At 74.2% G+C, this 25,236-nt stretch carries 23 protein-coding genes; 19 read left to right on the forward strand and 4 right to left on the reverse strand.

The window, feature by feature from the left end; all coding sequences use genetic code 11:
• Positions 1-35: 35 nt before the first annotated feature.
• The 9 genes from tatC to ACFVVU_RS33140 all read left to right on the forward strand — a co-directional run bounded on the left by tatC (position 36) and on the right by ACFVVU_RS33140 (position 9,858).
• Positions 36-926, forward strand: a complete 891-nt coding sequence (tatC, locus tag ACFVVU_RS33100; RefSeq protein WP_380688769.1) for a twin-arginine translocase subunit TatC — start codon at positions 36-38, stop codon at positions 924-926.
• Positions 927-1,071: 145 nt separating this feature from the next.
• Complete coding sequence (locus ACFVVU_RS33105; protein ID WP_380683540.1) at positions 1,072-2,241, forward strand: NAD(P)/FAD-dependent oxidoreductase; 1,170 nt, start codon at positions 1,072-1,074, stop codon at positions 2,239-2,241.
• 147 nt (positions 2,242-2,388) lie between these two features.
• Entirely contained in the window at positions 2,389-2,709 is a 321-nt protein-coding gene (locus ACFVVU_RS33110; protein WP_380683542.1) for a (2Fe-2S)-binding protein, read from the forward strand.
• Positions 2,690-4,171: an NAD(P)/FAD-dependent oxidoreductase gene (locus tag ACFVVU_RS33115; protein ID WP_387793782.1), complete on the forward strand. Its 1,482-nt coding sequence runs from the start codon at positions 2,690-2,692 to the stop codon at positions 4,169-4,171. Before ACFVVU_RS33110 ends, ACFVVU_RS33115 begins: the two co-directional genes overlap by 20 nt.
• A gap of 199 nt (positions 4,172-4,370) precedes the next feature.
• Entirely contained in the window at positions 4,371-5,234 is an 864-nt protein-coding gene (locus tag ACFVVU_RS33120; protein ID WP_380683558.1) for a dihydrodipicolinate synthase family protein, read from the forward strand.
• A 116-nt stretch (positions 5,235-5,350) separates the two neighbouring features.
• A complete protein-coding gene (locus tag ACFVVU_RS33125) occupies positions 5,351-6,355 on the forward strand; it encodes a proline racemase family protein (RefSeq protein ID WP_387793783.1) in 1,005 nt (334 codons plus the stop codon).
• A 58-nt stretch (positions 6,356-6,413) separates the two neighbouring features.
• On the forward strand, positions 6,414-7,778 hold the full coding sequence (locus ACFVVU_RS33130) for an aldehyde dehydrogenase family protein (protein ID WP_380683547.1): 1,365 nt from the start codon (positions 6,414-6,416) through the stop codon (positions 7,776-7,778).
• Positions 7,778-8,863 (forward strand): proline racemase family protein, encoded by a 1,086-nt coding sequence (locus ACFVVU_RS33135; protein WP_387793784.1) that lies wholly within the window; start codon positions 7,778-7,780, stop codon positions 8,861-8,863. Before ACFVVU_RS33130 ends, ACFVVU_RS33135 begins: the two co-directional genes overlap by 1 nt.
• Positions 8,860-9,858, forward strand: a complete 999-nt coding sequence (locus ACFVVU_RS33140) for an ornithine cyclodeaminase family protein (RefSeq protein ID WP_380683549.1) — start codon at positions 8,860-8,862, stop codon at positions 9,856-9,858. Before ACFVVU_RS33135 ends, ACFVVU_RS33140 begins: the two co-directional genes overlap by 4 nt.
• 206 nt (positions 9,859-10,064) lie before the next feature.
• Here the strand turns inward: ACFVVU_RS33140 and ACFVVU_RS33145 are convergent, their stop codons facing one another.
• Complete coding sequence (locus ACFVVU_RS33145; protein WP_380683550.1) at positions 10,065-10,643, reverse strand: TetR/AcrR family transcriptional regulator; 579 nt, start codon at positions 10,641-10,643, stop codon at positions 10,065-10,067.
• Positions 10,644-10,751: 108 nt separating this feature from the next.
• On the opposite strand from ACFVVU_RS33145, the gene ACFVVU_RS33150 reads away from it, so the two are divergent.
• Entirely contained in the window at positions 10,752-11,639 is an 888-nt protein-coding gene (locus tag ACFVVU_RS33150; RefSeq protein ID WP_380683551.1) for an NAD(P)-dependent oxidoreductase, read from the forward strand.
• 174 nt (positions 11,640-11,813) lie between these two features.
• Positions 11,814-12,527, forward strand: a complete 714-nt coding sequence (locus ACFVVU_RS33155; RefSeq protein ID WP_380683552.1) for a GntR family transcriptional regulator — start codon at positions 11,814-11,816, stop codon at positions 12,525-12,527.
• A gap of 192 nt (positions 12,528-12,719) precedes the next feature.
• On the opposite strand, the gene ACFVVU_RS33160 is transcribed toward ACFVVU_RS33155, so the two are convergent.
• Positions 12,720-13,403, reverse strand: a complete 684-nt coding sequence (locus ACFVVU_RS33160) for an ABC transporter ATP-binding protein (RefSeq protein WP_387793785.1) — start codon at positions 13,401-13,403, stop codon at positions 12,720-12,722.
• Complete coding sequence (locus tag ACFVVU_RS33165; RefSeq protein WP_380683554.1) at positions 13,400-14,476, reverse strand: ABC transporter permease; 1,077 nt, start codon at positions 14,474-14,476, stop codon at positions 13,400-13,402. Before ACFVVU_RS33165 ends, ACFVVU_RS33160 begins: the two co-directional genes overlap by 4 nt.
• Before the next feature lie 162 nt (positions 14,477-14,638).
• Between ACFVVU_RS33165 and ACFVVU_RS33170 the strand changes: the two genes are divergently transcribed.
• The 3 genes from ACFVVU_RS33170 (at position 14,639) to ACFVVU_RS33180 (ending at position 17,627) form a co-directional block, all read left to right on the forward strand.
• Positions 14,639-15,859 (forward strand): sensor histidine kinase, encoded by a 1,221-nt coding sequence (locus tag ACFVVU_RS33170; RefSeq protein WP_380683555.1) that lies wholly within the window; start codon positions 14,639-14,641, stop codon positions 15,857-15,859.
• Positions 15,856-16,506: a response regulator gene (locus ACFVVU_RS33175; RefSeq protein ID WP_380683556.1), complete on the forward strand. Its 651-nt coding sequence runs from the start codon at positions 15,856-15,858 to the stop codon at positions 16,504-16,506. The genes ACFVVU_RS33170 and ACFVVU_RS33175 overlap by 4 nt, the downstream gene beginning before the upstream one ends.
• 89 nt (positions 16,507-16,595) lie before the next feature.
• A complete protein-coding gene (locus tag ACFVVU_RS33180) occupies positions 16,596-17,627 on the forward strand; it encodes a nitronate monooxygenase (RefSeq protein WP_387793786.1) in 1,032 nt (343 codons plus the stop codon).
• Positions 17,628-17,654: 27 nt separating this feature from the next.
• Here the strand turns inward: ACFVVU_RS33180 and ACFVVU_RS33185 are convergent, their stop codons facing one another.
• A complete protein-coding gene (locus tag ACFVVU_RS33185; RefSeq protein ID WP_387793797.1) occupies positions 17,655-19,058 on the reverse strand; it encodes an aminopeptidase P family protein in 1,404 nt (467 codons plus the stop codon).
• A 304-nt stretch (positions 19,059-19,362) separates the two neighbouring features.
• On the opposite strand from ACFVVU_RS33185, the gene ACFVVU_RS33190 reads away from it, so the two are divergent.
• Genes ACFVVU_RS33190 through ACFVVU_RS33210 form a run of 5 tightly spaced genes read left to right on the forward strand, consistent with a single transcriptional unit; the run spans position 19,363 to position 25,067 of the window.
• Positions 19,363-21,117 (forward strand): ABC transporter substrate-binding protein, encoded by a 1,755-nt coding sequence (locus ACFVVU_RS33190; protein WP_355370939.1) that lies wholly within the window; start codon positions 19,363-19,365, stop codon positions 21,115-21,117.
• A 14-nt stretch (positions 21,118-21,131) separates the two neighbouring features.
• Complete coding sequence (locus ACFVVU_RS33195; protein ID WP_380715454.1) at positions 21,132-22,091, forward strand: ABC transporter permease; 960 nt, start codon at positions 21,132-21,134, stop codon at positions 22,089-22,091.
• The gene (locus ACFVVU_RS33200) at positions 22,088-23,074 is read left to right on the forward strand and encodes an ABC transporter permease (protein WP_355370934.1); all 987 of its coding nucleotides are present in this window, start codon (positions 22,088-22,090) and stop codon (positions 23,072-23,074) included. The genes ACFVVU_RS33195 and ACFVVU_RS33200 overlap by 4 nt, the downstream gene beginning before the upstream one ends.
• On the forward strand, positions 23,074-24,075 hold the full coding sequence (locus ACFVVU_RS33205) for an ABC transporter ATP-binding protein (protein ID WP_380689152.1): 1,002 nt from the start codon (positions 23,074-23,076) through the stop codon (positions 24,073-24,075). The genes ACFVVU_RS33200 and ACFVVU_RS33205 overlap by 1 nt, the downstream gene beginning before the upstream one ends.
• Positions 24,072-25,067: an ABC transporter ATP-binding protein gene (locus ACFVVU_RS33210; RefSeq protein WP_380689150.1), complete on the forward strand. Its 996-nt coding sequence runs from the start codon at positions 24,072-24,074 to the stop codon at positions 25,065-25,067. Before ACFVVU_RS33205 ends, ACFVVU_RS33210 begins: the two co-directional genes overlap by 4 nt.
• The last annotated feature ends 169 nt before the right edge of the window (positions 25,068-25,236 follow it).

The following is a 25,236-nucleotide window of genomic DNA, read 5'->3' on the forward strand; positions in this document are numbered from 1 at the left end:
AGGCGTCGAAGACGCCCAAGGATCCCGAGGGGCGGATGGCCCTCGCCGACCACCTGCGGGAACTGCGGAACCGCGTGGTCAAGTCGGTCCTGGCGATCGTGGTGATCACGATCGTCGCGCTGATCTTCCACAAGCAGATCGAGACGCTGCTGCTCAAGCCGCTGCCGCAGTGCACCCCGGAGACCATCGAGACCACCAAGGGCAAGTGCGCGCAGGTCTCCACCATCGGTCTGACCGCGGGCTTCAACTGGATGCTCAAGGTCGCCCTGACCGTCGGTGTGGTCGTCACCGTCCCGGTCTGGCTGTACCAGCTGTGGGCCTTCGTGGCGCCCGGCCTGCACAAGCACGAGCGCAAGTACACCGTGCTCTTCATCGCCTGCGGCGCGCCGCTGTTCCTGGCCGGTGTGACCCTGGCGATCCTGCTGCTGCCGGTGACCGTCCAGGTGCTGATCTCGTTCACCCCGGACCAGACCACGCCGATCCTGCCGCCCGCGGACTACTTCGACATCGCCACCCGGCTGGTGCTGATCTTCGGCCTGGCCTTCGAGTTCCCGCTGCTGCTGGTCATGCTGAACCTGGTCGGCATGGTCACCGGCAAGCGGCTGCTGGGCTGGTGGCGCGGCATGGTGATGGGCATCACCGTGTTCGCCGCCTTCGCGACGCCCAGCGCCGACCCGCTCACGATGCTGGCGCTGGCCGCGCCGATCTGGGCGCTGTACTTCCTCGCGGTCGGGGTGGCGATGCTGAACGACCGGCGCAAGGCCCGGCGCAACCCGGACCTCGCGCTGAGCGACGAGGAGGCCTCGCACGTGGACCTCTCGGTGGCGCCGGTCGCCGGGGCCGAGGCGATCGAGGCGTCGAGCACGCCGAGCGCCTCGGGTCACGTGCCGGCCGCCCGCCACGAGCAGATGGACGACATCACCTGAACCGGCCGATGACCTGAGGTCCGGCCACGGGCCCCGAGCCCCGGCCCGCCGCTTTCCGAGCGGCGGGCCGGGGCTTTTCGATGTCTTTGGCCCGTTCCGGCCGGATGGTCTTGGCAGGTTCGATGGCATGTGACATATTACTGACGTGTCCCACTCCCAGAGACTCCCCGACGTCGTGGTGGTCGGTGCCGGTGTCGTCGGCGCCGCCTGCGCGTACTACGCCGCCCGGGCCGGCCTCGCCGTCGACGTCGTCGACCGCGGTCCGGTCGCCGGCGGCACCACCGGCGCCGGCGAGGGCAACCTGCTGGTCTCCGACAAGGAGCCCGGCCCCGAGCTCGACCTCGCCCTGCACTCCACCGGCCTGTGGCGCGAACTCTCCGACGAGTTCGGCGCCGCCGTCGAGTACGAGGCCAAGGGCGGCCTGGTGGTCGCCGCCACACCCGCCCGGCAGGAGGCGCTGCGCGCCTTCGCGGCCGCGCAGCGGGCGGTCGGCGTCACCGCCGAGGAGATCCCCGGCGAGCGGCTGAACGAGCTCGAACCGCACCTCGCGCCCGGCCTGGCCGGTGGCTTCCACTACCCCCAGGACGCCCAGGTCCAGCCCGCGCTGGCCGCCGCCCACCTGCTGCGCGCGGCCCGCCGGGCCGGGGCGCGGCTGTACACCGGCGAGGCCGTCCGGGCCGTGCGGCTCGGGGCCGACGGCGCCGTGCGCGGCGTCGAGACCGAGCGGCGGCGGCTGGACGCGGCCGCCGTGGTCAACGCCGCCGGCACCTGGGGCGGTGAGCTGGCCGCGCTGGCCGGCGTCCGGCTGCCGGTGCTGCCGCGGCGCGGGTTCGTGCTGGTCACCGAGCCGCTGCCGCGGATCGTCCGGCACAAGGTGTACGCCGCCGACTACGTGGCGGACGTGGCCAGCGGCTCCGCCGCGCTGCAGACCTCGGCCGTGGTCGAGGGGACGCCCGGCGGGCCGGTGCTGATCGGCGCCAGCCGCGAGCGGGTCGGCTTCGACCGGACGCTCTCGGTGGAGGTGCTGCACCGGCTGGCCGCCCAGGCCGCCGCGCTCTTCCCGGTGCTGGCCGGGGTGAACGTGATGCGCGCCTACCGCGGCTTCCGGCCGTACCTGCCGGACCACCTGCCCGCGATCGGCGCCGACCCCCGGGTGCCCGGGCTGTACCACGCCTGCGGTCACGAGGGCGCGGGCATCGGTCTGGCCCCGTCCACCGGGCTGCTGATCGCCCAGCAGCTCACCGGCAAGGAGCCGGATCTCGGTCTCGCCCCCTTCCGGGCCGACCGCTTTCCGGCCGAGGACGACGCCGCCTGAGGCCCCGCCTGAGGCCCCGCCCGAGGGCCTGCCTGAGGTCGCCGCACACTTTGCAAAGTGTGCGACGACTTTGCAAAGTGCACTTTGCGGTCAGGTCGTCCGACCACCCCACGATCGGCTCATGAGCTGAACGGAGAACCCCCACCCATGCGCCGTAGCCGTACCCCCGCGGATCTGGTCGAGGCCGAACCCGGGCCCGCGTTCACCATCGACTTCGACGGCCGGCCCGTGCCCGCGCTGCCCGGGCAGACCATCGCCGCCGCCCTGTGGGCCGACGGCGTGCTCGCCTGGCGCACCACCCGGGTCGGCGGGAAGCCGCGCGGGGCGTTCTGCGGGATCGGCGCCTGCTTCGACTGCCTGGCCACCGTCGACGGGCGGCCCAACCAGCGCACCTGCCTGCTGCCGGCCGAGCCCGGCACCACCGTCACCACCCAGGAGGGCCACGGCCGTGCCGAGCTCGACGTCTGACCCCGTGGCCGGTGAGCCGCGCCCCTACGACCTCGCGGTGATCGGCGCCGGACCGGCCGGCCTCGCCGCCGCCGTGACCGCCGCCGACCTCGGGCTGCGCTGCGCCCTGGTCGACGCCGGCCGCAGCACCGGCGGCCAGTACTACCGTCACCCGGCCCCCGGCCTCGGCGCCGCCCGGCCGGACCGGCTGCACCACGGCTGGTCCGTCTACACCGGCCTCGCCGACCGGCTCGCCGCCCACCGGACGGCCGGCCGCGTCGACGTGCTGTCCGGCCACCAGGTGTGGGCGCTGGAGCGCGCCGGGGAGCGCGACTGGCGGCTGCACGTCACCACCGGACCGGACGCCGAGGACCGGGCCACCGTCCGCTCGGAAGCCGTGCTGCTCGCCACCGGCGCCTACGAGCGGCAGCTGCCCTTCCCCGGCTGGACCCTGCCCGGAGTGGTCACCGCCGGCGGCGCCCAGGCCATGCTCAAGGCCGGCCTGGTGCTGCCCGGCCGACGGATCGTGGTGGCCGGCAGCGGCCCGCTGCTGCTCGCGGCGGCCTCCTCGCTGGTCACCGCCGGCGCCGAGGTGCCCGCGGTGGTCGAGGCCACCGCCTACCTCGGGTACGCCCGACGCCCCGGCGTGCTGGCCGCCGTTCCGGCCAAGCTCGTCGAGGGCGCCGGGCACGGCTCCGCGCTGCTGCGGCACGGCGTGCGGCTGCGGCCGCGCAGCGCGGTCGTCGAGGTACACGGAACGGACCGGGTCACCGCCGTCACGGTGGCCCGGTTGGACGCCGAATGGCGTCCGGTGCCCGGCAGTGGGCGGCGGATCGAGTGCGACGCGCTCGCCGTCGGCCACGGCCTGGTCCCGCAGATCGAGCTGGCCACCGAGTTGGGCGCGGCCACCCGCACCACGCCCGACGGGACGGCGGCGCTCAAGGTCGACGCCCGCCTGAGGACCACCGTCCCCGGGCTCTGGGCGGCCGGCGAGACCTGTGGGGTCGGCGGCGCCGACCTGGCGATCACCGAGGGCGAGCTGGCCGCGCACGCGGTCGCCGACCGGCCGGTGCGCACCGCGCTGCTGCGGCGGCGCTCCCGGCTGCGGGCCTTCGCCGAGCTGATGGCGGCCGCCCACCGGCCCGGCCCGGGCTGGACCGACTGGCTGCGGGAGGACACCGACGTCTGCCGCTGCGAGGAGGTCCCGGCCGGGCGGATCCGCGAGGCGGTGGACGAGCTGGGCGCGGGCGACGCGCGCACCGTCAAGCTGCTGACCAGGGCCGGGATGGGCTGGTGCCAGGGCCGGATGTGCGGTCCGGCGGTGGCCTGCCTGGCCGGCGGCGGCGCCCAGGACGGGGAGGTGCGGGCCGACAGCCGGCCGTTCTCCTGCCCCGTTCCGCTCGGACAGCTCGCGGCCGACCGGACCGACACGGCCGACCGGACCGACACGACCGACCAGGCCGGGCGGACCGACCAGAACTGAGCTCGATCGGTCGGGACTGAGCTGGACTGAGCTTGACCGGCCGGGACCGGATTCGTCCGGTTCCCGGCCGACCCGCCCGAAATCGCTCGGCGGCGCCTCTTGTGTCCGCCGCGTGCCCCTTTATAAAATGTCACACCTCACCAAGGAGTCACCTGTGTCCAAGACCCTGCACGACGCCACCAAGCCCTGGCGCGGCATCATGGTCGCCACCACGCTGCCGCTGCGCCCGGACCTCTCCGTCGACTACGACGCCTACGCCGACCACGTCCGCTGGCTGATCGAGTCGGGCTGCGACGGCGTCGTCCCCAACGGCTCGCTCGGCGAGTACCAGACCCTCACCGCCGAGGAGCGCGCCAAGGTCGTCGAGGTCGCCGTCGAGGCGGCCGGCGACGGTTCCCGCGTGATGCCCGGCGTCGCCGCCTACGGCAGCGCCGAGTCCCGCCGCTGGGCCGAGCAGGCCGCCGAGGCCGGCGCCGGCTCCGTCCTGCTGCTGCCGCCGAACGCCTACCGCGCCGACCGGGCCGCCGTGCGCGGCCACTACGCCGAGGTCGCCAAGGCCGGCGTGCCGATCGTGGCCTACAACAACCCGATCGACACCAAGGTCGACCTCGTCCCGTCGCTGCTCGCCGAGCTGCACGGCGAGGGCTCGATCGTCGCGGTCAAGGAGTTCACCGGCGACGTCCGCCGGGCGTACGAGATCGCCGAGCTGGCCCCGGGCCTGGACCTGCTGATCGGCGCCGACGACGTGCTGCTGGAGCTGGCCCTGGCCGGCGCCGTCGGCTGGATCGCCGGTTACCCGAACGCGCTGCCGGAGGCGAGCGTCGCGCTGTACCAGGCCGCCGTCGCCCACGACCTGGGCACCGCGCTGCCGCTGTACAAGGCGCTGCACCAGCTGCTGCGCTGGGACTCCAAGACCGAGTTCGTCCAGGCGATCAAGCTCTCCATGGACATCGCCGGCCGCCCCGGCGGTCCGACCCGCGCCCCGCGCCTGCCGCTGACCCCGGAGATCGAGGCGGCCGTCCGCGCGGCCACCGAGAAGGCGCTGGCCGAGGGCCTCGCCTGATCGGCACCCCGTAGTTCCCGGAGTCCGGGACGGCCGGCTGCGGCGGCAGCCGGCCCCCTGGCGGCCCTCCACGGGCCGCCCCCCTCCACCACCCACCACCCACGGAGCGTCAGCTGATGCGCAGCCGCCACGTCTTCCACGCCGTCGACTCGCACACCGAGGGCATGCCCACCCGGGTCATCACCGGCGGGTTCGGCGTCATCCCCGGTGCCACCATGGCCGAGCGCCGCGTCCACTTCCAGCAGCACCTGGACCAGTTCCGGACGCTGCTGATGTACGAGCCCCGCGGCCACGCCGCGATGAGCGGCGCCATCCTGCAGCCGCCGACCCGGCCGGACGCCGACTGGGGCGTGCTCTACATCGAGGTCTCCGGCCTGCTGCCGATGTGCGGCCACGGCACCATCGGCGTGGCCACCGTGCTGGTGGAGACGGGCATGGTGCCGGTCGTCGAGCCGGTCACCACCGTCCGGCTGGACACCCCGGCGGGCCTGGTGATCGCCGACGTCGCGGTGGAGAACGGCGCCGCCAAGGCGGTCACCATCCGCAACGTGCCGTCCTACTCGGTCGCGCTGGACCAGAAGATCGAGGTGCCCGGCTTCGGCACGGTGACCTATGACCTCGCCTACGGCGGCAACTTCTACGCCATCCTGCCCCTCGACGAGTTCGGCCTGCCGTTCGAGCGGGAGCGCAAGCAGGACATCCTGGACGCGGGCCTGGCCCTGATGGACGCCATCAACGCGGGCCCGGACCGGCCGGTGCACCCGGAGAACCCGTCCATCCACAGCTGCCACCACGTCCAGCTGCTCGCCCCCGGCTCCACCGCCGAGCACTCCCGGCACGCGATGGCCATCCACCCCGGCTGGTTCGACCGCTCGCCCTGCGGCACCGGCACCTCCGCCCGGATGGCCCAGCTGCACGCGCGCGGCGAGCTGCCGCTGGACCGGGACTTCCGCAACGACTCCTTCATCGGGACCACCTTCATCGGCCGCCTGGTCGAGGAGACCGAGGTGGCCGGGCGTCCCGCGGTGGTGCCGACCGTCACCGGGCGTGCCTGGGTCACCGGCACCGCCCAGTACTTCCTCGACCCCACCGACCCGTTCCCGGCCGGCTTCCTGCTCTGACCGCCCGGCCGGTCCCGTTCCACCCCCTCCCGTCGAATCCCCCGAAGGGCTGCCCCCAGTGACGATCCGTTCGTACAACCCCGCCGACCCCGCGGACCTCGTCGCCGAGGCGCCCCGCCCCGGCACCGAAGCCGTCGAGGCCGCCGTCGCCCGTGCCCGCGCCGCCCAGCCCGGCTGGCTCGCCGCCGGCGCCGGCGCCCGCTCGGCCGCGCTCACCCGGATCGCCGCGGCGGTCGAGACGCACGCCGAGGAGCTGGCCGAGCTGGTGGTGCGCGAGGTCGGCAAGCCGATCGCCGAGGCGCGCGGCGAGGTCGCCCGCACCGTCGCGATCTGGCGCTACTACGCGCAGGCCCCGTTCGCCGCCTCCGGCGAGGTGCACGAGACCGCCGGCGGGCCCGGCCTGCTGCTCACCCGCCGCCGCCCGTACGGGGTCGCCGGGCTGATCACGCCGTGGAACTTCCCGCTGGCGATCCCGACCTGGAAGGCCGCCCCGGCGCTGGCCGTCGGCAACAGCGTCGTCCTCAAGCCCTCCTCGGAGGCGATCGGCGTGGCGCGGCGGCTGGGCGAGCTGATCGCCGGGGCCGGGCTGCCCGCGGACGTCTTCACCGTGCTGCCGGGCGGCGGCGCCGAGGGCAGCACCCTGGTCGCCGCGGCCGACGTGGTCTCCTTCACCGGCTCCACCGGGGTCGGCCGGCAGGTCGTCCGCACCGCCACCGAGCGCGGCATCCCGGTGCAGGCCGAGCTCGGCGGGCTGAACACCGCGATCGTCCTGCCGGACGCCGACTTCGACCAGGCCGCCGCCCACCTCGCCAACGCGATCGCCGGCTACGCGGGCCAGAAGTGCACCGCCACCAGCCGGGTCGTCGCGGTCGGCGAGGCCTACGAGCCGCTGCGCGCCGCGCTGGTCAAGGCGCTCGCCGCGGTCGACGAGACCTCCTGCGGCCCGGTCATCAACGAGACCACCCGGGACGAGATCACCGCGGCCGTCACCTCCGCCCAGGAGGCCGGCGCCGAGGTGCTGACCGGCGGCGGCGTCCCGGCGCGGGACGGCTGGTACCTGGAGCCGACCCTCGTCGCCGGGGTGCCGGACGACCACCCGCTGCGGCGCGAGGAGTTCTTCGGCCCGATCGCGCTGCTGCACCCGGCGGCCGACCTGGACGAGGCGATCGCGCTCGCCAACGACACCCCGTACACGCTGTCCGCCTCGGTGCACACCGGGGACCTGGACGCGGCACTGGCCGCCGCCGACCGGCTGAACGCGGGCATGATCCGGGTCAACGCGCCGTCCAGCGGCGTCGACTTCCACCTGCCGTTCGGCGGCGCCAAGGGCGCCAGCCACGGCGCGCGCGAGCAGGGGCAGGCGGCGCTGGACTTCTACACCCAGAGCCGCACCGTCACCCTGCTGCCGGCCGGGGGTGCCTGATGCCGGCGCAGCCCATTGACGGCATCGACGGCATCGACGCCGCCGACGGTGCGTCCCTGCACGTGGACACCGTCGACTACCACACGGCCGGCGAGCCGTTCCGGATCGTCGTCGCCGGTGCGCCGGTGATCCCCGGGGACAGCGTCGCCGAGCGGCGGGCCATCGCCATCGGCGCCGGCGGCACCGCGACCGCGCCCCGGCCGAGCGCGCTGGACGACATCCGTCAGCTGCTCACCCGCGAGCCGCGCGGCCACGCCGGGATGTACGGCGGCTTCCTGGTGCCGGCGGACGACGACGAGGCCGACTTCGGCGTGCTGTTCTGGCACAAGGACGGCTACTCGACCGCCTGCGGCCACGGCACCATCGCGCTCGGCGCCTGGGCCGTCGACTCCGGCCTGGTCGCGGCGCCCGACTTCGGCGTCGCCCGGGTGCGGATCGACGTGCCGTCCGGCCGGGTCACCGCGCTGGTCCACCGGGCCGCCGGGCGGACCACCGGGGTGACGTTCCGCAACGTGCCCGCCTGGGTGAGCGAGCTGAAGCTGCCGGTGGAGACCTCGCGCGGCACCGTCGAGGTGGCCGTCGCGCACTCCGGCGCCTGCTACGCCTCGGTGCCGGCCGCCGCGCTCGGCCTCTCGGTGAGCCTCGGGCAGCTGCCCGAACTCACCGCGATCGGGCGGGAGATCCGTGCTGCGCTGGCCGGCTCCCCGGCGGTGCGGCACCCCGTCGACCCGCGCCTGTCGGGCGTCTACGGGGTGATCCTGCACGACGAACTCCCCGCTGAGGGGGGTGCGCTGAACCAGCGCAACGTCACCGTGTTCGCGGACGGTCAGATCGACCGTTCGCCGTGCGGCTCCGGTACCTCGGCCCGGCTGGCGATCCTGGCCGCCGAGGGACGGCTGGCGCCCGGTGAGGAGCTGCGGCACGAGTCGATCGTCGGCACCGTCTTCGGCGGGCGGGTGCTGGCCGGCGGCGACCCGTGGGGCGACGGCGTGGTCACCGAGGTGACCGGCACCGCGCACCGCACCGGCGAGCACCGTTTCGTGCTCGACCCGCAGGACACCCTCGGCGCGGGGTTCCTGCTGTGAGCGGGGACCTGCGGACGGCGCCCGCCGCCGTGCGGACCCCGGAAACGCCCGGCGCGGCGGCTGAGCCGCTCCAGCCCGCCGCGTCGGGCCCGGTGGACGTCCTGGCCGCCGCCCCGGTCGGGCTGACGCCCGCCGAGGCGGCCGGGGCGATCGAGCGGGTGCTGATCGACGGGCTGGACCCGGAGGCCGCGCCCGCCCGCTCGGCGGTGCCGGTGCCCGCCGGGGAGCTGCTGCTGATGCCGGCCGCCTCGACCCGGTACGTCGGGGTGAAGGTCGCCGGGGTCGCCCCCGCGAACCCGGCCGCCGGGCTGCCCCGGATCACCGGCAGCTACCTGCTGCTCGACGGTCCGACCCTGCAGCCGCTGGCCCTGATCGACGGCGTCGCGCTCACCGCGCTGCGCACTCCCGCGGTCACCGCCGTCGCGCTGGACCGGCTGGCGGTGCCGCAGGCCGAGCACCTGGTGCTGTTCGGCTCCGGCCCGCAGGCCTACGGCCACCTGGACGCGCTGCTCGCCGTCCGCCCGCTGACCAGGGTGACCGTGGTCGCCCGCAGCGAGCAGCCCGCCGAGGCGCTGGCCCGGTACGCCCGGGCGCGCGGCGTGGCGGCGGCCGTCGGCACCTCCGCCGACGTGGCGGACGCCGACCTGGTGGTCTGCTGCACCACCGCGCGCACCCCGCTGTTCGACGGCGCGCTGGTCCCGGACCACGCGGCGGTGGCGGCGGTCGGCTCCCACGAGGTGGACGCGCGGGAGGTGGACGAGGTGCTGGTCGGCCGGTCCACGCTCTACGTGGAGGCCCGCGCGGTGGCGCTGCGGGAGGCCGGCGACCTGCTGATGGCGGGCGTGACCGGCGCCGACACCCTGTGGAACCTGGCCGAGCTGGTGAACGGCGAGGCGCCGGTGCCGACCGGCCGGCCGCGGTTCTTCAAGAGTGTCGGGATGGCCTGGGAGGACCTCGCGGTCGCGGCGGAAACCCACCGCCGCACCGCGGGCTGAAGTCTCCGGCCGGCACGGGGCCCGCTGTGGGGCCCGACGCACGGTGCCGGCGCCTCGGCGCAGCGCAGGCACCCGCCCCCTGACCCATTGCCCTGGACGGGGGCGGTCGTCGAAGTGACCGGCCGGATGTGCGGCCGACGTGGTGGGACGGGATCCCCCGCCACGTCGGCCGCTTCTTTGTTTTCGCCGGCCCGGGCGGCAGGACCCTAGCGGTAGGTGTTGATCAGGCGGGCCAGGTGGCGGCCGGTCAGGTGGAGCGGTTCCTCGCTGCGGGCGACCTGGGCGGCGAGCTCCGCGCCCTCCAGGGTGTTGATGACGGTGGCCGCGAGTTCCCGGGCGTCGGTGAGGGCGATGCCCGAGCCGTGCAGCTTCTCCTCGACGATCGCGCGCCAGTGGGCGAAGGCCTCGGTGACGGCCTGTTCGATGACCGGGGCCCGGCCGACGGTCTCCAGGGCGGTGGTGGTGATCGGGCAGCCGTCCTGCCAGTCGGAGGCGTGCAGGGCCTCGGCGAGCATGCGGGTGCAGGCGGTGACCGCCTCGGCCGGGTCGTCGGCGCTGCCGAGCCCCTCGCGGAGCATGTCGGAGAACTCCTGGTCGCCGTGGCGGATCGCCTCGGCGGCCAGTTCCTGCTTGCCGCCCGGGAAGAAGTGGTAGACGGAGCCGAGGGTGGCCTCCGCCTCGCGGGCGATCTGCTTGATGCCGGTGCCCTCGAACCCCTGGCGCTGGAGCAGCCGGGAGGTGGTCCGGACGATCCGCTCACGGGTGCCGGTGGTCGTCGTCTTCACGGGGGTGAGTCTAGCCGGTGGGCTGAATAGAGCGTTCGTTCTAGTGCTGTGCTAGCGTCGGGCCCTGGATAGAGCGTTCGTTCTAGTCGAACTCCGGAGGGGATCCCCATGTCCGTCACACCGCAGCAGCAGCCCGGCACGCCGTCCGTCACCCTGATCGGCCTCGGCCCGATGGGCCTGGCCATGGCCGGCGCCTACCTCGACGCCGGGTACGCCGTCACGCTCTGGAACCGCACCGCCGGGCGGGCCGCCGACCTGGTGGCCCGCGGCGCCGTGCTCGCGCCGAGCGCGGCCGAGGCGGTCGCCGCCAACGAGCTGGTCGTGCTCAGCCTCACCGACTACGACGCGGTGTTCGCCGTGCTGGCCGCCGCCGAACCGGAGCTGGCCGGGCGTGCCGTCGTCAACCTCAGCTCCGACACGCCCGAGCGGGCCCGCGAGGCCGCCCGGTGGCTGGCCGAGCGGGGCGCCGGCCACCTCACCGGCGGGGTGCAGGTGCCGCCGTCCGGGATCGGCAGGCCGGAGTCGTCGACCTTCTACAGCGGCCCGGCCGAGCTGTTCGGGCGCCACCGGGCCGCCCTGGAGGTGCTGACCGGCGCCGACTACCGGGGTGACGACCCCGGGCTCGCCCAGCTGTACTACCAGATCCAGATGGACCTCTTCTGGACCTCGCTGGCCGGCTATCTGCACGCCACCGCCGTCGCCGAGGCCAACGGCATCCCGGCGGACGTGTTCCTGCCCTACGCCACCTCGACGGCCGCCTCGATGCCGGGCTTCCTCGCCTTCTACGCGCCCCGGATCGCCGCCGGGAACCACGGGGGCGACGTCGACCGCCTCACCATGGCCCTCGCAAGCGTCGAGCACGTCCGGCACACGGTGGAGGCCTCCGGGGTGGACGGCGCGCTGCCGCGGCTGATCGCCGACACCTTCCGGCGGGGCGTCGAGGCCGGGCACGGGGCGTCCAGCACGACCAGCCTGATCCGGCTGCTCCGGGAGTGAGGGAGGCGTATCAAATAGTGGGCCGCCGACCGTTGTCACCGGGCGGCGGCCCTGTCACGATGGGCTCGGGGCGTGCGTCGCGGGCGCTGACAGGTCGTCCGAATCACGGGATGTTGCACACTCAACGTAACGTGACATTGTACGCTGGTGTTCTGCACTCACCGGAGGAACACCATGGCCGACCTCAAACCCCGCACCCTGATCTCCGTCCAGGAGCGGCTGCGCGACCAGGTCGCCCACGCTCTGCGGGCCGCCCTCATCTCGGGCGAGCTGCGCCCCGGCGTCGTCTACTCCGCGCCCGCCCTCGCCGCCGACTTCGGCGTCTCCGCCACCCCGGTCCGCGAGGCCATGCTCGACCTCGCCCGCGAGGGACTGGTCGAGGCCGTCCGCAACAAGGGCTTCCGGGTCACCGAGCTCACCGAGCGCGACCTGGACGACTTCACCGAGATCCGCGCCCTGATCGAGGTCCCGACCGTCGGCCGGGTCGCCCGCACCGCCAACGCCGACCAGCTGGAGGCGCTGCGCCCGCAGGCCGAGGCGATCGTCGCCGCCGCGGGCAAGCAGGACCTGATCGGCTACCTGGAGGCGGACCGCCAGTTCCACCTCGACCTGCTCGGGCTGGCCGGCAACACCCGCCTGGTCGAGGTGGTCGGCGACCTGCGCAAGCGCTCGCGCCTCTACGGCCTCAACCGCCTCGCCGAGCGCGGCGAGCTGGTGTCCTCGGCGGAGGAGCACCTGGAGCTGCTCGACCTGATGATCGCCGGCGACGCCCCGGCCGCAGAGTCCTGCATGACCCGCCACCTCAGCCACGTCCGCTCGCTGTGGGCCGAGGACCAGCAGGTGGCGGAGGAGGAGTCCCGCACCGGCCTGCGGCTCCGGGCCCGCTAGGGGCGAAACCGCCCGTTCGAGCGATAGAGATAGGAACGGGAATTCTCTCGCCGGTCCTGCGGGTCGTGGTGTTCACCGAGCCGCGCGGCGCCGCCTACCGGACGCGCCAGGTCCACCACCCGGGCGAGTCGTTCACCCTGCCTTCGTCGGTCGGGGTGTCGGCTTCGTTCGCGGTGGCGGACCTGGTCGCGGTCAGACAGCGGCCGCCGGTACCGTCAGGCGGCCGTCGTGGACCTCGGCGACCTGGTCGACCGCGGTGAGGTGGGTGCGGTCGTGGGTGACCAGGACGGTGGCGGTGGCGCGCTGGTGGGTGAGGGTGGTGAGCAGGTCCAGGACGGCGGCGCCGCGTTCGTGGTCGAGGGCGCTGGTGGGCTCGTCGACCAGGAGGACGGTGGGGTCGTTCATCAGGGCGCGGGCGATGTTCACCCGCTGGCGCTGACCGCCGGACAGCTGGTGCGGGCGGCGGCCCGCCTGCTCGCGCAGGCCGACCGCGTCCAGCAGCTCCAGGGCCCGGGGGAGGGCGGATCGCGGGGCGCGGCCGTCCAGGTGGGCCATCACCTGGAGCTGTTCGACGGCGGTGAGCGAGGGCAGCAGGTTGGGCTGCTGGAAGACGATGCCGATCCGGTGGCGGCGCAGTGCCGTCAGCGCGGTGCGGTCCAGGCCGGTGGTGTCGGTGCCGTCCACCACCACCCGCCCGGAGTCCGGGGCGATCAGGGTGGCGGCCACCGCCAGCAGGCTGGACTTGCCCGAGCCGGACGGGCCCACCACCGCGGTCAGGGTGCCCTTGGGGACGGTCAGCGACACGTCGTCGAGGGCGGTCAGCCGGCCGTCGCCGTCCGGGTAGGTCAGGGTGACGTGGTCGAGAACGAGGCTCATCGTGCACTCCCCAGGGCGGTCAGCGGGTCGACGGAGGTGATGCGGCGGACGGACAGGGCCGCGCCGACCGCGCCGAGCGCGATCATGACGACGGCGGGCAGCAGGACGGTCGGGGCGTCCAGGACGAACGGGACGGCGGAGCCGATCAGCGCGCCGAGGCCGGCGGCGAGCGCCGTACCGAGCACGGTGCCGAGCAGCAGCAGGACGACGGCCTGCCCCAGCGCGTCGCGCAGCAGGTAGCGGGTGGAGGCGCCGAGCGCCTTGAGGACGGCGATGTCGCCGCTGCGCTGGATCGTCCAGACGGTGAAGAAGGCGCCGATCACCAGGGCGGAGATGGCGAACAGGAAGCCCCGCATCAGCTGCAGCGAGCCGTTCTCGGAGGTGTAGGAGCCGATCGCGGCGAGCGCGTCGTCCCGGCTGCGGGTCTCGGTGCCGAGGGTGGCGTCGGCGGCGCCCAGGTCGGCGCCCTTCGCGGTGGTGAGCGCGACCACGGTGGCGTGGCCGGTGCCGCCCGGGGCGGCCCGCTGCCAGTCGGTGAGGGTGGTCCAGACGACCGGGGTGTGGCTGTAGGAGGCGTCCCCGGAGACGGCCGCGACCGTCAGCGGCTGCCCGCCGACGCTGAACGCGTCGCCCGGGTGCAGCCCGCCGAGGTCCTCGGCGGCGGTCTTCGACAGCACCGCCCGGCCCGGGGCGAGCGAGGCGCCCTGCGGGGCCAGCGTGGAGCCGTCGGGCACACCGAAGACGGAGAGCGCGGCGGTGCGCGGACCGGCCGCCGCCTTGGTGGTGGCGATGCCGAGCGGCTGCGCGTCGGTGACGCCCGGGGTCCGGGCCCAGCCCTGCCACTGCTCGGGAGTGACCTGGGAGTCGGTGAACGACAGCTTCTGGCCGTCCGCCGGCCGGCCGAAGGCCAGATGGTCGGCGGACAGCCCGGTGATCGCCGAGATGTTCTGCCGGCCCAGCCCGGCCGTCAGGCCGGACAGCAGCCCGACCAGCACCGTGATCAGCACGATGACGGTTCCCATCAGGGCGAACCGCCCCTTGGCGAACCTCAGATCCCTCCAGGCGACGAACACCGCAAGCCCTTCCGCTCGATCCACTGCGACAGTGACGAGACTCCCCCGAAGCGGGGTGCCCGGGCATCGCACCGGGGATTGGATCCTCGGCATCGAAGGGCAGAACCGGAGTTCAACCTTTCGATTGATGCCGGACGGCGGCGCGCACCCTACGCTGGACGGATGGCGACCGAACGACCCCGAACCACTCCCGTCGCCCGCGTCCTCCAGGTCTGCCTGCACCTGCTCGTGGCGGGCCTGCTGGCGCTCGCCGTCGTCCGGGCCCTGGCGGGCCGGGTCGGCGACCCGGCCGCGGTCACCGCCGCGGCCACCGCGATGGCCGCCGTCTACACGGCCGGACCGCTGATCGGCGCCGTCGGCCGCTCCCGGCGGGCGGCCGGGCTCTGGCTCGCGCTGCTCGCCGTCACCTGGGCGGGTGTGCTGATCACCACGCAGGACGGCGTCTGGCTGGCCTTCCCGCTGTACTTCCTGGAACTGCACCTGCTCGGCCGGCGCGCCGGGCTGGTCGCGGTGGGGCTCACCGCGGTCGCCTCGATCGCCGCGTACTCCGCGCACCAGCACACGGTCAGCGTCGCGGCCTCGATAGGGCCGCTGCTCGGCGCCGCCGTCGCCACCGCCACCGTCCTCGGTTACCAGGCGCTGTACCGGGAGAGCGAGGAGCGCCGCCGCCTGATCGACGAGCTCACCGCCGCCCGCGCCGACCTCGCCGCCGCCCATCACGCGGCCGGCGTCCTCGCGGAGCGCGAGCGGCTGGCCCGGGAGATCCACGACACCCTCGCGCAGAGCCTCACCAGCATCCAGCTGCTGCTGCGGGCCGCGCAGCGCGCCCTGCCGGAGCGCACCGACGCCGCCTCCGAGTACGTCGAGCAGGCCCGACAGGCGGCGCAGGACAACCTCGACGAGGCCCGCCGCTTCGTGCGCGCGCTCACCCCGCCGGCGCTGGAGAGCGACACCCTGCCGGTCGCGCTGGAGCGGCTGTGCGCGACGACCTCGGCGCGCAGCGGGCTGCCGGTGCGGCTGCACGTCTGCGGTGAGCGGGTCCGGCTGCCGGTGCCGCACGAGGTGGCGCTGCTGCGGATCGCGCAGTCGGCGCTCGGCAACACGGTGCGGCACGCGCGGGCGACGCGGGCCGAGGTGACGCTCGGCTTCCGGGCGGGGGAGGTGGCCATGGACGTGGTGGACGACGGGGTCGGCTTCGATCCGGCGGCCGTGGCGGGACCGGCGGCGGGCACCGACGGGGACGGCGGGTTCGGGCTGCCGTCGATGCGGGCCAGGGCGCGGGCGCTCGGCGGGACGTTCGCGGTGGAGTCCGCGCCGGGGGAGGGCACGGCGCTCGCCGTGCTGCTGCCGGTACCGGACGCTTCGAGTGAGGAGACCCCGTGACCGGGGACGTGATCCGCCTGCTGCTGGCCGACGACCATCCGGTGGTCCGGGCCGGGCTGCGGGCCGTGCTGGAGAGCGAGCCGGACTTCGCGATCGTCGCCGAGGCCGCGACCGCCGAGCGCGCCGTCGAACTGGCGGCGGAGCTGGCGGTGGACGTGGTGCTGATGGACCTGCAGTTCGGGCCGGGTTCGGCGATGAACGGCGCGCAGGCCACCGCGGCGATCACCGCCCGGGGCGCGGGGGCGCCGCGGGTGCTGGTGGTGACCACCTACGACACCGACGCGGACACCCTGCCGGCGCTGGAGGCGGGGGCCACCGGGTATCTGCTGAAGGACGCGCCGCCGGAGGAGCTGGCCCGGGCGGTGCGGTCGGCGGCGGCGGGGCGCACCGCGCTGGCGCCGACCGTCGCGGACCGGCTGCTGGAGCGGATGCGGACGCCCGGGGCGGCGCTGAGCGCCCGGGAGACGGAGGTGCTGGGGCTGGTCGCCGACGGGCTCACCAACCAGGCGATCGGCCGGCGGCTGCAGCTGAGCCTGGCGACGGTGAAGTCGCACCTGGTGCACATCTACACCAAGCTGGGCGTGGAGTCGCGCACGGCGGCGGTGCGGGAGGCACGGGCGCGGGGGCTGATCCGGCGCGGGGGCTGACCGCTGCCGCGGGGCGGTCCGGCACGGAGCGTAGGGTGGGCGGCACAGCCCGAGAACCCCGGTGCGCCGTGTGAGTGGAGGATCCCCGGATGGCCGTGCGACTCGACGAACTCCCCGTGCCCGTGATCGCCGCGCCGATGGCCGGCGGGCCGTCGACACCGGAGCTGGCGGCCGCCGTGAGCGGGGTGGGCGGGCTCGGCTTCCTCGCCGCCGGGTACCGCAGCGCCGAGGACACCTTCGACCAGGTGCGCCGGGTCCGGGAGCTGACGGACCGGCCGTTCGGGGTGAACCTGTTCGTGCCCGCGGAGCCGGGCGACCCGGCGGCCGTGGCCGCCTACCGGGAGCGGCTGCGGCCGGAGGCCGAGCGGTACGGCGTGAGCCTGCCGGAGTCCGTCGCGCCGGACCGGGACGACTGGGAGGCCAAGATCGCCGGGCTGCTCGCCGGGCCCGTCCCGGTGCCGGTGGTCTCGTACACCTTCGGGCTGCCCTCCGCCGAGGAGGCGCGGGCGCTGCGGGCGGCGGGCAGCTTCCAGGTCGGCACGGTGACCACGCCCGAGGAGGCGCGCCGCGCCGAGGCGGTCGGGATGGACGCGCTGTGCGTGCAGGGGCCGGAGGCCGGCGGGCACCGGGGCACCCACCGGGCGGCGGACCGTCCCGGGGAGCTGCCGCTGCTCGAACTGCTGGCCGCCGTCCGGGCGGTGACCGGGCTGCCGCTGATCGCGGCGGGCGGGCTGTCGGACGGTCCGGCGGTGGCGGGCGCGCTGCGGGCCGGGGCGGTGGCGGTGCAGCTGGGCACGGCGCTGCTGCGCGCGGACGAGGCCGGGACCTCGGCCGCGCACCGGGCGGCGCTGACGGAGTTCGACACGACGACGGTCACCCGGGCGTTCACCGGCCGCCCGGCGCGGGCGCTGCGCAACGACTTCACCGACCGGTTCGGGCCGTACGCGCCCGCCGCCTACCCGGACGTGCACTTCCTGACCCAGCCGCTGCGCGCGGCGGCGGCCGGGCGCGGTGACGCGCAGGGGATGCACCTGTGGGCGGGGACGGGCCACCGGGCGGCGCGCGGCGGCCCGGCGGCGGAGCTGGTCACGGAGCTGTGGGAGCGGGCCGCCGGGCGGTGAGCCCGGCGGCCCGCTCGACCGCGGTGCTCAGCCGAGCAGTTCGGCCATCCAGGCCTCGATGGCCGGCACCGTGCGGGGCAGCGCGCCGGACATCAGACGCGCGCCGTCGGCGGTGATGACGAGGTCGTCCTCGATCCGGATGCCGAGGCCGCGCAGTTCGGCGGGCAGCGTCTCGTCGTCGGGCTGGAGGTAGAGGCCGGGCTCGACGGTGAGCACGTGGCCCTCCTCCAGGACGCCGTCCAGGTACGTCTCGGCGCGGGCCTTGGCGCAGTCGTGGACGTCCAGGCCGAGCATGTGGCCGGTGCCGCAGAGGGTGTAGCGGCGGTAGAGGCCGCTGTCGTCGGCGAGCGCCTCCTCGGCGCTGACCGGCAGGATGCCCCAGTCGGCGAGGCCCTCGGCGATGACCCGGGCGGCCGCGCTGTGGAAGTCGCGGAAGCGGGCGCCGGGGCGCAGCGCGTCGATGCCGGCCTGCTGGGCGGCGAGCACCAGCTCGTAGGCCTGCCGCTGGACGGGGGTGAAGGTGCCGCTGAGCGGCAGGGTGCGGGTGATGTCGGCGGTGTAGAGGGTGTCGGTCTCCACGCCGGCGTCGAGCAGCAGCAGGGCGTTCGGGTCGAGGGCGCCGTCGTTGCGGATCCAGTGCAGGACGCAGGCGTGGGCGCCGGTGGCGGCGATGGTCTCGTAGCCGATGCCGTTGCCCTCGGCGCGGGCGCGCAGGTTGAACACGCCCTCGATCCAGCGCTCGCCGCGGTGGTGGCGCAGCGCGGTGGGCAGGGCGCGCACGACGTCCTCGAAGCCGAGCACGGTGTGGTCGACGGAGAGCTGGAGCTGCTCGACCTCCCAGGTGTCCTTGACCAGCCGCAGCTCGGACAGCACGGCGGCGAACAGGCCGTCGCCCTGGGCGAGCTCGGGGGCGCCGGGGCGGCCGGTGGCGCCGTCGAGCGCGGGGTCGACGCCGGTGAGGACGCGGGTGACGGGCTGCGGGCCGGTGAGCAGCTTGTCCAGCTCGTCGAGGTGCTCGACGCGCACGCCGGTGAGCCGGGCGGCCTCGTCGAGGTCGGGGCGGCGGCCGACCCAGAACTCGCCGTAGCGGCGGTCGCGGAAGAACTCGGCGCCGCGCACCGGGTCGCCGCCGCGCGGGGAGCGGGGGCGCAGGTAGAGGACGGGCTCATGGCCGTCGGGGCCGGTGGGCTCCAGGACGAGGACGTGGCCGACCTGGTCCTCGCCGGTGAGGCCGGTGAGCCAGGCGTAGGCGCTGTGCGGGCGGAAGCGGTAGTCGACGTCGTTGCTGCGGACCTTGAGCTGGCCGGCCGGGACGATCAGGCGCTCGCCGGGGAAGGCGGCGGACAGGCGGCTGCGGCGGCCGGGGGTCACGGCGTACCCGGGGACGCGGTCCTCGGCGGGGAGCGGCGTGGCCGCCCAGGAGGTGCCCATGAAGGCGTTGAGGGCGGCCGAGACGGGGAGGTCGTGGCTTCCGGTGTTGAGGCCGGTCTGACGGAGGGTCACCGGGTGGCTCCTAAGCGGGTGGTGCGGATGAGGGGGAGGTGGGGGGCGGCACGGACACAGCTCGGTAACGGGTCGCGTCACCTCTTGTGCAGTGCAATTTCACATTACTATGTTACGGGTCACACCGCGGAGCGGCTAGACCCCCTGAGGTCGCCCTCCACGGCTGGTCCCGGATCCACCCCCGGGGCGGACGACGGGCCTTCACGGCGGCCCCCCACTGCGGAGATCAGATATGAACAGGCGTACCCAGACCGCCATCGCGGCGGCCATCGCGGCGGCACTCTCCCTCGGTCTCGCGGCCTGCGGCGACAAGGACAAGAGCGACACCTCGGACGGCGGCACCGCCGCCTCCACCAAGGCCCCGGGTGCCGCAGCCGGCTCGGTCGTCGGCGGTACGCCGGTCAAGGGCGGCACCCTGCACGTCCTCACCAACCAGGACTTCGCGCACCTCGACCCGGCCCGCAACTGGGTGCTGCCGACCATGGACTTCGGTACCCGGCTGCTCTACCGCACCCTGGTCACCTTCAAGGCCGAGCCGGGCCCCGCCGGCAGCGAGATCGTCCCGGACCTCGCCACCGACGTCGGCCGCCCCTCCGACGGCGGCAAGACCTGGACCTTCACCCTGAAGGACGGCGTCAAGTACGAGGACGGCACCCCGATCAAGTCGGCCGACATCAAGTACAACGTCGAGCGCTCGTTCGCCGCGGACCTCACCGGCGGCCCCGACTACGCCGCGCAGTACCTGGCCGGCGGCGAGAACTACAAGGGCCCGCTGACCGGCGAGCACCTGCCGAGCATCGAGACGCCGGACGACAAGACCATCGTCTTCCACCTCAAGCGCCCGGTCGCCGAGTTCTCCTACACCGCGACGCTGCCCACCTTCGCGCCGGTCCCGCAGTCGCAGGAGAAGGGCACCCAGTACGACCAGCGGCCGTTCTCCTCCGGCCCGTACAAGATCGACACCTATGACCGCGGCAAGCAGCTGGTGCTGGTCCGCAACAGCAACTGGGACACCTCCACCGACACCGTCCGCAAGGCCTACCCGGACAAGATCGTGGTCACCCAGGGCATCAAGGGCGGCCAGGCCGACGACCGGATCATCGCCAGCGACGGCGCCGACGCCAACGCGATCGAGATGCCGTGGATGCGCCCCGAGTCGGTGCCGAAGGTGCTGCCCAAGGAGGACGTCAAGTCCCGCATGATCGCCGAGGTGACCGGCTGTACCGACAGCCTCTACCTCAACACCGCCAAGGCGCCCTTCGACGACCCGAAGGTCCGCGAGGCGATGATGTGGGCGGTCGACCGCGAGGCCCAGGTCACCGCGTTCGGCGGCCCGACGATGGCCGACGTCGCCACCACCTTCCTGCCGCCGTCGCTGGCCGGCGGCGTCAAGGGCGACCCGCTGAAGGTCCCCGCCGCCGGTGACCCGGAGAAGGCGAAGGCGATGCTGAAGGAGGCCGGCAAGACCGACCTCAAGCTCCAGCTCACCGTCTCGCTCGGCGACAAGGTCCGCGCCGAGGCCATCCAGCAGTCGCTCTCCAAGGCCGGCATCCAGGTCACCGTCAACACGGTCGACCCGTCCGCCTTCGCCGACACCATCGGCGACATCAAGAACGCCCCCGAGCTGCTGATCCAGGGCTGGTGCCCGGACTACCCGTCCGGCTCGACCTTCGCCCCGTTCCTGTTCGACGGCCGGACGATCAAGGAGAAGGGCAACCAGGGCAACTACAGCCAGTTCAAGGACCAGGCCACGATGGACGAGATGGACCGCATCGCGGGCCTGACGGACGTCGCGGAGGCCAACAAGGCCTGGCAGAAGCTGGACGAGGACATCATGAAGAAGGCCCCGGCCGTCCCGCTGATGTGGGAGCGCCGCCCGCTCCTGGTCGGCACCAACGTGGCCGGCGCGTTCGGCAACTCCGGTTACGCCGGGATGCTCGACATGGCCGTCATCGGCCTCAAGGACCCCTCGAAGAACCAGGGCTGAGGGGCCGTCGCCAGATGAGTACTACCACTGAGCCCGCCGCCGCGCCCGTCGCGGCGGCGGGCCCCGCGAAGCCCTCCGGGCGCGGGCCCTGGCGGCTGGTCTGGGACCAGCTGTGGGCCAAGGGCTCGGCCCGGTTCGGGCTGATCACCGTCGCCCTCCTGATCCTGATGGCGGTGCTGGCCGGCCCGCTGAGCTCGCTCGGCGGCTGGTCCCCCGAGGAGTTCGACAAGCGCGCCGTGGACGCCTACCTGGGCGGTCTGCCCAAGGGCGACTTCGGCGGCATGGGGGCGCGGCACTGGTTCGGCGTCGAGCCGGTCACCGGCCGCGACCTCTTCGCCCGGGTCCTGCACGGCGGCCAGGTGTCGCTGCTGATCGCCTTCACCGCCACCGCCCTCGTCGTGATCGCCGGCACCCTGGCCGGCATCGCGGCCGGCTACTTCGGCGGCCGCGTCGACAGCGTGCTGTCCCGGCTGATGGACCTCACGATGTCCTTCCCGTCGCTGATCTTCATGATCGCGATGATGTCGGTGGCCAAGGACGTCAACCGCATCCTGCTGATGACCACGGTGATCGGCCTGTTCGGCTGGCCCGGCATCGCCCGCGTGGTCCGCGGCCAGACCCTGTCGCTCAAGCACCGCGAGTACGTCGAGGCGGCCAAGGTCGGCGGCGCCCGCTCCTGGCGCATCCTCACCCGGGAGATCCTGCCGAACGTCTCCGGCCCGATCATCGCGTACACCACGCTGCTGATCCCCGGCATGATCGCCACCGAGGCCGCGCTCTCCTACCTCGGTGTCGGCGTCCGCCCGCCGACGGCCTCCTGGGGCCAGATGATCGCCGAGTCGATCGTCCACTACGAGACCGACCCGACGTACTTCATGATCCCGACGGTCTTCCTCTTCATCGCCGTGCTCGCGTTCACGCTGCTCGGTGACGCGCTGCGCGACATCCTCGACCCGAAGGGGGGCCGGTCGTGATCCTGTACCTCGGCCGCCGGCTGATCGGCGTGGTCGGCATCCTGCTGGCCATCTGCGCCATCACCTTCACCATCTTCTACCTGCTGCCCAACGACCCGGCGGCGGCCGCCTGCGGCAAGACCTGCAGCCCCGACCGGCTCGCCGAGGTCAAGGCGGCGATGGGCCTGGACAAGCCGGTCTGGGAACAGTTCGGCGCCTACCTGGCCGGCATCGTGGCCGGCCGCGACTACGGCACCGGCCCCAGCGCCGCCCACTGCGGCTTCCCCTGCCTCGGCTACTCCTACGAGTACTCGCTGCCGGTCTGGGACCTGCTCGTCGACCGCCTGCCGGTCTCCGTCTCGCTCGCCCTCGGCGCGGCGGTGCTCTGGCTGGTCCTCGGCCTCGGCGCCGGCGTCTCCTCGGCGCTGCGCAAGGGCAAGCCGACCGACAAGATCCTGATGGTGCTCTCGGTCGGCACCGCCTCGCTGCCCGTCTACTTCACCTCGATCATGCTGATCTGGGGCGTCGTGCGCAGCGCCGGCCTGCTGCCCTACCCCTCGTACCACAAGTTCACCGACAACCCCCTCGAATGGGGCTCCAACCTGCTGCTGCCCTGGATCGCGCTGGCCCTGCTGTACGCGGCCCAGTACGCGCGGCAGAGCCGCAACTCGATGATCGAGGCGATGTCCGAGCCGTACATCCGCACCGCCCGCGCCAAGGGCATGCCGTCCCGCACGGTCACCGTCAAGCACGGGCTGCGCTCCGGCATGACGCCGATCCTCACCATCTTCGGCATGGACCTCGGCGGCCTGCTCGCCGGCGCCGTCATCACCGAGTCCATCTTCGGCCTGCCCGGCATCGGACGCCTCTTCTACGACGGGCTGCTCCGCTCCGACCAGCCCGTCATCCTCGGCGTCACGCTGCTCGCGGCCTTCTTCATCGTGGTCGCGAACCTGCTGGTCGACGTGCTCTACGCATTCGTCGACCCGAGAGTGAGGTACTGATGACCGCCCTTCTGGAGGTCGAAGACCTCAAGGTCTCCTTCAACACCCCGCGCGGCACCGTCCGGGCCGTCGACGGCATCAACTTCACCGTCGAGGCCGGGAAGACCCTCGGCCTGGTCGGGGAGTCCGGCAGCGGAAAGTCCGTCACCTCGCTCGCCGTCATGGGCCTGCACCGCGGTGCCGAGGTCGGCGGCTCGATCCGGCTGCACGGCCAGGAGCTCAACGGCCTCAGCGAGAAGGCCCTCGGCGCCGTCCGGGGCCGGCGGATCGCGATGATCTTCCAGGATCCGCTGTCCAGCCTGCACCCCTTCTACACCGTCGGGGAGCAGATCGCCGAGCACTACCGGGTGCACTTCAAGGCCTCCCGCAAGGCCGGGCGGCAGCGCGCGATCGAGATGCTCGCCGAGGTGGGCATCCCCGAGCCGGCCCGCCGGGTCGACGAGTACCCGCACCAGTTCTCCGGCGGCATGCGCCAGCGCGTGATGATCGCGATGGGGCTCGCCTGCGAACCCGAACTGCTGATCGCCGACGAGCCGACCACCGCGCTCGACGTCACCGTCCAGGCCCAGATCCTCGATCTGATCGCCAAGATCCAGCAGGAGCGCGGCCTCGGCGTCGTGATGATCACCCACGACCTGGGCGTGGTCGCCCGGGTCGCCCACGAAGTGCTCGTCATGTACGGCGGCCGCGCCGCCGAACAGGCGACCGTGGACCGGCTGTTCGCCGCCCCCGCGCACCCGTACACCCGAGGGCTGCTCGACTCGCTGCCCCGCCTGGACGACACCGACGACGCCCCGCTGCGGGCCATCCCCGGCAGCCCGCCGTCGCTGATCGCCCCCGCCCCCGGCTGCTCCTTCGCCCCGCGCTGCGCCCGCACCACCGCCGCCACCGCCGAGGAGCACGCCCGCTGCCTGTCCGAGCGCCCGCAGTTCGGTCCGCTCTCGCCCGGCCACCAGGCCGCCTGTCACCTGCCGCTGGTGCCGGAAGGAGCCCTGGGATGACCGCGACGACCGACCCGGCCCAGCCCCTGCTGTCCGTCCGGGACCTGGTGAAGACCTTCCCCGGCCGCCGTTCGCGCACCGGCAAGGCCGGCGCCCCGATCCGCGCGGTGGACGGGGTGAGCTTCGACGTCGGCGCCGGCGAGACCCTCGGCCTGGTCGGCGAGTCCGGTTGCGGGAAGTCCACCACCGGGCGCATGATCGTCCGGCTGAGCGACCCGACCTCCGGAACCGTCACCTTCGACGGCACCGAGATCGGCGGCCTGACCCAGGCCCAGCTGCGCCCGCACCGCAAGCACCTGCAGATGGTGTTCCAGGACCCGTACTCCTCGCTCAACCCCCGCCAGACGGTGGCCCGGATCATCTCCGAGCCGTTGCTGGTCCAGGGCACCGGCGCGGCCGACGCCCGCAAGCGGGCCGCCGAGCTGATGGAACTGGTCGGTCTCATCCCCGAGCACCTGGACCGCTACCCGCACGAGTTCTCCGGCGGCCAGGCCCAGCGCATCGGCATCGCCCGCTCGCTGGCCACCTCGCCCCGGCTGGTGGTCGCCGACGAGCCGGTCTCCGCGCTGGACGTCTCCATCCAGGCCCAGGTGGTCAACCTGATGGAGCGGCTCCAGGACGAGCTCGGGCTGGCGTACATCTTCATCGCGCACGACCTCTCGGTGGTCAAGCGGGTCTGCGACCGGGTCGCGGTGATGTACCTCGGCCGGATCGTCGAGATCGGCGACAAGCACCAGGTGTACGGCAACCCCGCGCACCCGTACACCAGGGCGCTGCTCTCGGCGGTGCCGCTGCCGGACCCGGCGGCGGAACGCGAGCGCGAGCGGATCGTGCTGCTCGGCGACCCGCCGAGCCCCGCCGACCCGCCGTCCGGGTGCAGCTTCCACCCGCGCTGCCCGAAGGCCCAGGAGATCTGCCGCACGGAGCGTCCGCTGCTGCAGATCGCCGGTCCGGGCGGCCGTGAGGCGGCCTGCCACTTCCCGGAGAACTGACCCGGGACACGGTCTCGCGGCCGCGAGCGCCCGCCGATGGGCGCGCTCCCGGCCGCGGCTCGACCGCCGTACCGTCCGGCCACCCCCACAACGGGCGGTACGGCACCACCCGCGCGCGGAGCGACGTCTCCGCGCGCCCCACAGAACGCCCGGTCGGGCGCGGCGGGGA

This window comes from Kitasatospora sp. NPDC057965 (assembly GCF_042887135.1).
Lineage (GTDB): Bacteria > Actinomycetota > Actinomycetes > Streptomycetales > Streptomycetaceae > Kitasatospora.

Coding starts and splice junctions, on each gene's coding strand:
- ACFVVU_RS33195 (WP_380715454.1), top strand. CDS start 21,132: ATGAGTACTACCACTGAGCCCGCCGCCGCGCCCGTCGCGGCGGCGGGC.
- ACFVVU_RS33155 (WP_380683552.1), top strand. CDS start 11,814: ATGGCCGACCTCAAACCCCGCACCCTGATCTCCGTCCAGGAGCGGCTG.
- ACFVVU_RS33180 (WP_387793786.1), top strand. CDS start 16,596: ATGGCCGTGCGACTCGACGAACTCCCCGTGCCCGTGATCGCCGCGCCG.
- ACFVVU_RS33190 (WP_355370939.1), top strand. CDS start 19,363: ATGAACAGGCGTACCCAGACCGCCATCGCGGCGGCCATCGCGGCGGCA.
- ACFVVU_RS33170 (WP_380683555.1), top strand. CDS start 14,639: ATGGCGACCGAACGACCCCGAACCACTCCCGTCGCCCGCGTCCTCCAG.
- ACFVVU_RS33150 (WP_380683551.1), top strand. CDS start 10,752: ATGTCCGTCACACCGCAGCAGCAGCCCGGCACGCCGTCCGTCACCCTG.
- ACFVVU_RS33205 (WP_380689152.1), top strand. CDS start 23,074: ATGACCGCCCTTCTGGAGGTCGAAGACCTCAAGGTCTCCTTCAACACC.
- ACFVVU_RS33185 (WP_387793797.1), bottom strand. CDS start 19,058: ATGGGCACCTCCTGGGCGGCCACGCCGCTCCCCGCCGAGGACCGCGTC.
- ACFVVU_RS33135 (WP_387793784.1), top strand. CDS start 7,778: ATGCCGGCGCAGCCCATTGACGGCATCGACGGCATCGACGCCGCCGAC.
- tatC (WP_380688769.1), top strand. CDS start 36: ATGGCCCTCGCCGACCACCTGCGGGAACTGCGGAACCGCGTGGTCAAG.
- ACFVVU_RS33210 (WP_380689150.1), top strand. CDS start 24,072: ATGACCGCGACGACCGACCCGGCCCAGCCCCTGCTGTCCGTCCGGGAC.
- ACFVVU_RS33160 (WP_387793785.1), bottom strand. CDS start 13,403: ATGAGCCTCGTTCTCGACCACGTCACCCTGACCTACCCGGACGGCGAC.
- ACFVVU_RS33120 (WP_380683558.1), top strand. CDS start 4,371: ATGGTCGCCACCACGCTGCCGCTGCGCCCGGACCTCTCCGTCGACTAC.
- ACFVVU_RS33125 (WP_387793783.1), top strand. CDS start 5,351: ATGCGCAGCCGCCACGTCTTCCACGCCGTCGACTCGCACACCGAGGGC.
- ACFVVU_RS33110 (WP_380683542.1), top strand. CDS start 2,389: ATGCGCCGTAGCCGTACCCCCGCGGATCTGGTCGAGGCCGAACCCGGG.